9 protein-coding genes are annotated in these 6,472 nt (G+C 39.6%); 1 reads left to right on the forward strand and 8 read right to left on the reverse strand.

Annotated elements, in window-relative coordinates; genetic code table 11:
* The 7 genes from LGZ99_RS22870 to LGZ99_RS22900 form a co-directional block, all read right to left on the reverse strand.
* Positions 1-672, reverse strand: a 672-nt coding sequence (locus LGZ99_RS22870; RefSeq protein ID WP_262979684.1) for a phage tail protein, incomplete at its 3' end; no start/stop codon positions are given.
* Positions 669-1,283: a phage tail protein I gene (locus tag LGZ99_RS22875; protein ID WP_021325012.1), complete on the reverse strand. Its 615-nt coding sequence runs from the start codon at positions 1,281-1,283 to the stop codon at positions 669-671. The genes LGZ99_RS22870 and LGZ99_RS22875, both read right to left, overlap by 4 nt.
* The gene (locus LGZ99_RS22880) at positions 1,276-2,274 is read right to left on the reverse strand and encodes a baseplate assembly protein (protein ID WP_262979685.1); all 999 of its coding nucleotides are present in this window, start codon (positions 2,272-2,274) and stop codon (positions 1,276-1,278) included. Before LGZ99_RS22880 ends, LGZ99_RS22875 begins: the two co-directional genes overlap by 8 nt.
* Positions 2,275-2,278: 4 nt before the next feature.
* Entirely contained in the window at positions 2,279-2,620 is a 342-nt protein-coding gene (locus tag LGZ99_RS22885; protein ID WP_021325014.1) for a GPW/gp25 family protein, read from the reverse strand.
* A complete protein-coding gene (locus LGZ99_RS22890; protein ID WP_023045927.1) occupies positions 2,620-3,411 on the reverse strand; it encodes a phage baseplate assembly protein V in 792 nt (263 codons plus the stop codon). Before LGZ99_RS22890 ends, LGZ99_RS22885 begins: the two co-directional genes overlap by 1 nt.
* Before the next feature lie 446 nt (positions 3,412-3,857).
* Positions 3,858-4,094, reverse strand: a complete 237-nt coding sequence (locus LGZ99_RS22895) for a tail protein X (protein WP_021325015.1) — start codon at positions 4,092-4,094, stop codon at positions 3,858-3,860.
* 307 nt (positions 4,095-4,401) lie between these two features.
* Positions 4,402-4,566 (reverse strand): hypothetical protein, encoded by a 165-nt coding sequence (locus tag LGZ99_RS22900; RefSeq protein WP_023045926.1) that lies wholly within the window; start codon positions 4,564-4,566, stop codon positions 4,402-4,404.
* Between the two features lie 385 nt (positions 4,567-4,951).
* On the opposite strand from LGZ99_RS22900, the gene LGZ99_RS22905 reads away from it, so the two are divergent.
* Positions 4,952-5,566 carry a phage repressor protein CI gene (locus LGZ99_RS22905; RefSeq protein ID WP_262979686.1) on the forward strand — a complete coding sequence of 205 codons (615 nt, stop codon included), beginning with the start codon at positions 4,952-4,954 and terminating at the stop codon, positions 5,564-5,566.
* 269 nt (positions 5,567-5,835) lie between these two features.
* On the opposite strand, the gene LGZ99_RS22910 is transcribed toward LGZ99_RS22905, so the two are convergent.
* Entirely contained in the window at positions 5,836-6,408 is a 573-nt protein-coding gene (locus LGZ99_RS22910; RefSeq protein ID WP_262979687.1) for a recombinase family protein, read from the reverse strand.
* Positions 6,409-6,472 lie beyond the last annotated feature (64 nt).

Consider the following 6,472-nt stretch of genomic DNA (forward strand, 5'->3'; position numbering starts at 1 on the left):
AAAAGCATTCTTATCTGGGATATCTGCACCGTTCTGATTTTTTGCTAAAGCATTAGTATTTACTTTAGCTGCTAAATCATAAGCTGCTTTCACTGCTTTCGGCGTTGCTGCTGTGGTTTCATCATTACTATTAGTAGTACTGTTGAGTTTTGTAAAACCTTTTTCTGTCAACGTGGCATCTGGGTGATTGCGGCTTTTTTCATGTTTCTGAATGGAGCTATCTACATACTCACGAGTTGCCAGAACGATAGAAGGATCGATTTTTAATGTTACTGAATCAGTACTGTTGACAATCAAGATCATCCTGATAGTTTGTGTTCTGCCCGAACCTTCCTGTAATTGTGGTTTATAGGTTTCCGGGCAGTTTGCTACCGCAATCATGTTACCTTCACTGTCAAGCAAACCAATTTCACGCATCCACCAACCACCTTCACTTTCTGGGATAATTTGCTCAGCGATAATTTGGTTAGTGTTTACTGGATCGACACTTAATGTATTAATCGCGGCACGGCGCTTTTCATTAATCAGTTGTGTCTGGTTAACGTCAGGGGATGGTAATTGGCCTCCGCCGTCACCAACAGCCATGTGAGTAATATCGACTTTCGTTCCCAAGGCAGCAGCGTTTGCTAACTTTGCCGCTCCCAGTTTGGTTAAAATTGCAAAGTATTTCATGGTGAAACCCTCAATGTATCTGTATCAATCAAATGAATTGCAGCCCCTAAAGATGCATCGCTGCCAGTAGAGATGATTTCAGGTAAATATTGATAAACAGTGAGATCATCTCCGCTATAACTTGCCGCAGCACAATAAAATTCGCCTTTAACATCCAGATTGACTGATAGACCTATAAGATGGCGACTCACAGGCTTGGCATCTGAAATCAGTCGTTCCAGTTCTAAAAAAGTTTCTTCGGTGATCCCATTTTCTTGTATTCCTACCCCTAACCGGAATGTGCCTGGTGTTTCATTTTTCTCCCACCATTCCTGTATTTTAACGAGATAGCCTAGTGGCTCCACTACACGGCGGATGGCGCCAATGGTTCCTTTATGTTTGTGCAGAAACAGCGAGTTTTTTATGACTTCCCGTTTAGTATTCACCGACCACTTTTCATCCCAGCGGTCAACAGACCACGCCCACGCCAGATAAGGTAATAACTCCTCAGGACAGGTATCGGGGTTCCAAAGTTGGCGAAGCGGCACCGGAATGTTTTGCAATTGCGAACACGCCTTAGCGGCAGCTACTTCCAGAACGGTGGAACCTGTTGGTAACAGGCGGTCACTCATCATAACCTCCCACGATTAGAGCTGGATTTGGCTTGGAACAATCGGAAGTTTGAGTTTTACCCAGCTCCAGTTTTGCGCTGGTGCAATAAGAAGCTTGATCTTTGCATAAAATAATATCCTTCGCCGGTGCTCTTAGTTCCACCTGCTGTACACCAGCCACATGCAGCGCGGCATAAATGGCAGATAGCCGGATATCCAGTCCCAACTTATGTTGATCTTGCACATACTTATCCATATTTTGTTGAGCCAATTTACGGATAGGTTCAGACTCAGGCGTCGGATAAAGATAGAGCACAGCATCAATCTGATATTCCACTATTTGGGCTGACTGTACTTTTACCCGATCAGCAACGGGCCTGACATTTTCGTCATTGAGTGCTACAACCACTTTATCCAGTAAATCTTGTGAGGCCTCGCCTTGATGTTCTTTATCTTCTTCATTTTCTTTACCTTTTTCCCATTTCCATTGCCGTGACAAAATAGTTACAGTAACATTGGCAGGAGATGGGCTGATGACGGAAACATCCGCTACAGTTTGATATTTACCTTTATATTCATCTTTATTAGCATGAATACCTTCATTAACTTTAAGGGTGTGATATTCATACGCACCTATCGGTCCTGCGACACTTAGCCCTTCAAAAGCCTTTTGGATACGGCCACGAAAAGTACTATCAGGTTCCATAACTGCCCGAGTAACATAGTAATTCGCTCCCAATTGGTCTAAATCGCCGTTAGTTGCATAAGCCAGCATTACTGCACGGGCAGCTTCATTAACCCGCTGACGCAATATCAATTCCCGATAAGCGTTTTCCTCAAGTAATTTAACCAGAGGTTCAGATTCCAGTTCCAATGTTCGAGTAATAGCATCTCGTTGTTCTTCAGGGTAAAGAGAGATCAATTCGGCTTTGCGTTCAGCCAACAGGCTTTCGTAGTCCAGTGGCTTGACTACATCAGGTGGTGGCAACTGACTTAGGTCAATGATTGGCATTGTTTTACCTCACAGGGATGGATAGAGAAAACGTCCCAGCGGACTGCTGATAATGCCCGGCTATATCTACCGTCATTTTGCCGTCCTGTCGGGTATCTATGGTGATAGATGTCAGATTAATGCGTGGTTCCCAGCGGCTGATAGCTGTATAACTGGCAGCCATAACTTGTAGACGCAGAGCAGCATTCTGTGGCCAATCAATCAATTCAGGTAACAGAGAGCCATAAGTACGCCGTTCCACACGGCTACCTACTGGTGTTGATAAGATATCGCTGACAGATTGACGCACATGTGCTAAATCTGTCAGGCTGCGTCCGGTTTGTCGGTTCATTCCAAGATACATCATTATGTTGGCTCTCCTGTTGTTGCACCGCCGGACATGACTCCAGTGTGTTTATGAGAATGTAGGGTCACACCATTAGAGCTGAGTTTTCCGCCGGTATTTTCAACATCACCTTCCAGTTTAATTTTTCCTTTCAACGTCAGTTCTGATGCTTTTAGTTCCATTCCTTTTTTTGCTTCACACTTGACTTCATGTGATTTCAGTCCGAGTTCTTTTTTTGCTTCTAGCCCAATTTTGATGTCTGCTCCCATTGAAATTTCGTTGTGTGATTTCAATCCAATTTTGTTATCTGCCGACATTGAAATTTCATTGTGCGATGACAATTCAATTTTGTTATTTGCCGACATTGAGATTTTATCGTGTGCTTTTAGTGTTATATTCGTTGCCTCAAGTGATATGGAATATGAAGCTTGTACACTAGCAGTCCTAATACCTTTTACCGTTAAGGCACTGTATTTCGGCTCATACACCATTACGGCCCCATCAGGGAAAGCAATATGGACAGCTTCGGAAGAAACTGATGGAGCTAGAAATTGATCGGAATAAACAGCCGGTAATACAAAGGAGGTGGTCAGCTCTCCACCAACGGATAGTAATAAAACCTGCTCACTAACACTGGGGGCCCACCAGGTACGGGAATGACCTGCTCGCATTGTCAACCAAGGCCGCCAGTCAGTTTTAAGATTACCTGTCGCGACCCGGCACATACCTCGGGCATGATCTACCTCGGTAACAACACCAGTTCTGATCAGGTTACGCAATAAGCGTATAAGTTCTGTTAGTTGTGTATCCATATTCGGAAAAAATGCCATATAAGTAGTTATGGGTTTATGTTTAAAAGAATGGCATTAAAGGTAGCGGTAGACATTAAAGGTGAATTGTAGGAAAGATCAGACAAATTTCTTGGAAGGAAAAAGCTATAACAATATGAATTAAAAAGCCTTTCCCAAAATCGAGAAAGGCTTTTATATAATCTATAGCTATAGTCAGAGTTTGACACAATAAGTGACTTGCTCCCGCCTAATCCTAACAGTTCGCTTTGCTCTCAATAAGAATTTAGGCGGGAGAATTCCGTAATTTTGTTAAAAGAATTTCTATTTTGTATTACCTGACCAAATACTGAGTATAATATTATAGGTAATTTTACTTGGCTTGATTGCTGGCGATTCCTAATATAAGGTAATAATTCTGTTGAAAAAGCAATCAAGGTAATATGGCTGCCTTTATCCGTTTGTTATCTTTAATCCCATAGTTGCAGAATAGGTTTTGTTGTGGCTGATATAACCTCTGGCATTTCGACTTCAGTGCCATGTGGCAGGATTACGCTATATTCAGACAATTCAGGGAATTTTTTAAATACCAGTTCAACCAACCCTGGATTAGCTTCTAAAACTCGTTCAGTCATACCTTGAGTTCGGCCATAGTGACGCCAGCATAAAGCGTCAACAGTATCATTTTGTTGTGCAATTATTTTCATTAGATATATCCCTCATATTAAGGAAAATTTTGTTAAATTAGAGTGTCATGGTGTGCTAACCAGATAGGGAGAAACAACCAAGCAACATTGTTAAGGGAATGGTACAAACGAAAACAAGAAGCCACCTTTCAGTGGCTAATTTAACAATCAACTATCGTCTTCTCAGATTTGCTGAATCATAAGAAAAATCTATTTTTCAGTTCATTTTCCAATGCAATCATAACTGACTGAGAAAATTTAGATCTTTTATCAAATAGAATTTCCAGATGCGTATCATTTACCTATCACACTTATTCTTTTGTTACACTTATTCTTCAAGCGTTTCGTGATGGTTAACAAGTTGTTTGGCAAGTGGTGTTGATAACTCAGCAATCCAAACTAAAGCCAGTTCTTTATCTTCAGCATGATTACATTCACAGCTTGTTGCCATTCTGGCGATAAAATTAATACGTTGCGCTATTACTGATTCCATAAGAAAGTCCACTGACAAACTTACCTCCGTATAACATAACTGTATATAAGAACAGTACACGTTGATTAGAAAAAATTAAAGTGGTTTTTTATCTTTTTTGATAACTATATTTGATAGTGTTAATATATTAATTATTGTTTTTATTGAAATAATTGATTATTAAAAAGGTTTCTTTCCGATTACAATCCTCTGTAATTAATAAGTTTTTCTTATTTTAAAGCTTAACAAATTCTTTTCCTTTATTTAAATGATATAGTTTCACAAAGTATACAGATTGAAATTTGAGTGCTCATGATGCAATATTCTAGTAAATTCATTTAGGATCACTATAGTTCTTCATCAGAGAGCTTTGTGAAGATAACAAACTCACTAAACTGTACTTTTAATGAAAAAAAACGTAACTGAGATAAAGATGGGTGCAGATAGTGGAGGAAAACAGGCTATCGAGCGTCTTGTCCATGCATATGGATTCAAATCACGTCAGGCACTTAGCGATCATTTGGGTGTGTCTAAAAGCACAATGGCAAATCGTTATTTAAGGGATAGTTTTCCAGCAGACTGGGTTATTCAATGCAATCTTGAAACCAATGTTTCATTGTTATGGCTAAGCACAGGGCAAGGAGAAATGTTCCCTGATGGGGAAAAGAAAAAAGAATCTTTAGAAAATATTATTGCTCCGACAATACAGCGCGTTAAATTAGTAGGTGGAAAGCTGAATGTTGAAAACCCTGTAATTTTAGATAATGAACTTATCGCCAGAGAAATTAAAAAACCTCTCATTGTTGATGACAGTAACTCTTGGTATTTGCTGGATGCAGAAAAACCTGATGTTCAGGATGGTTTATGGTTGATTGATATTGAAGGGATGCATAGTATTAAAAAGATCATAAAAATCCCGGGCGGTAAAATTCGTGTCTGTGATCACGATGTAACTTTTGACTGTGCAATTAATGAAATTAATTTCATTGGTCGAGTTTACCTAATGATTTCCAGGTGCTGACGACCTTTTCCATTATTGATAAATTAATTTTCAAGTATGTAAATCCTATGCTTAATGGCAATTTTTTGTTCGAGACTGCCCAGATGCAGTGGATTTCACATACAATAAGCTTTTTTTGCCAGCAGTGCTTACTTGTCTTCATCTGTTAATTTTTTGTAGAATAGTGTCAACGTTTTCCACTTGGAAAAGAAAAGCGATATATTTTGCATAAATTAGCCTTGGTATTACACAGTACAAAATTAAACATTTAGTTAGTTGCCCTGCAAATATTAAGCTGATGAACAATCCGTTTTATTTACCGGAAAATATTTATATATCGTAGATAACGATGTGTTGTAAATTAATGATAACTGTTTCCGTGTGTGACCTTTCGCCAGTAATCTCGCGGCTTGTTGTTGTTCAGCAAATGAAAACGATACAGGTCTGCCACCAATTCTCCCCTGAGCACGAGCTGCTATCAATCCTGCATTTGTTCTTTCAACGATCAATTCCCGTTCCATTTCAGCCAGTGCACTCATAACGTGAAAGAAAAACCTCCCCATAGAGGTACTAGTATCAATACTGTCAGTCAGGCTCTGGAAATGAATACCGCGTTCACTTAAGTCAGAAATCAAAGTGACCATATTTTTTACGCTACGCCCTAGTCGATCCAATTTCCAAACGACTAAAGTATCGCCTTTTTTAAGCTGTTTTAAAGCCCTCTTTAAGCCCGGCCTGTTGGCTGTTTTTCCACTGATTTTATCCTCAAAAATACGCTCACAATTTATACTTATCAGAGCGTTTCGCTGTAAATCACTGTTTTGGTCATTTGTTGACACCCGGATATAGCCAATCTTTGCCATGTGTGATCCTACTTAATACCAATAAGAGACTATTTTTATAGAAATTATCACGGATTGACTAATT

The sequence above is a fragment of the Photorhabdus temperata genome, from assembly GCF_025384845.1.
Taxonomy (GTDB): Bacteria; Pseudomonadota; Gammaproteobacteria; order Enterobacterales; family Enterobacteriaceae; genus Photorhabdus; species Photorhabdus temperata.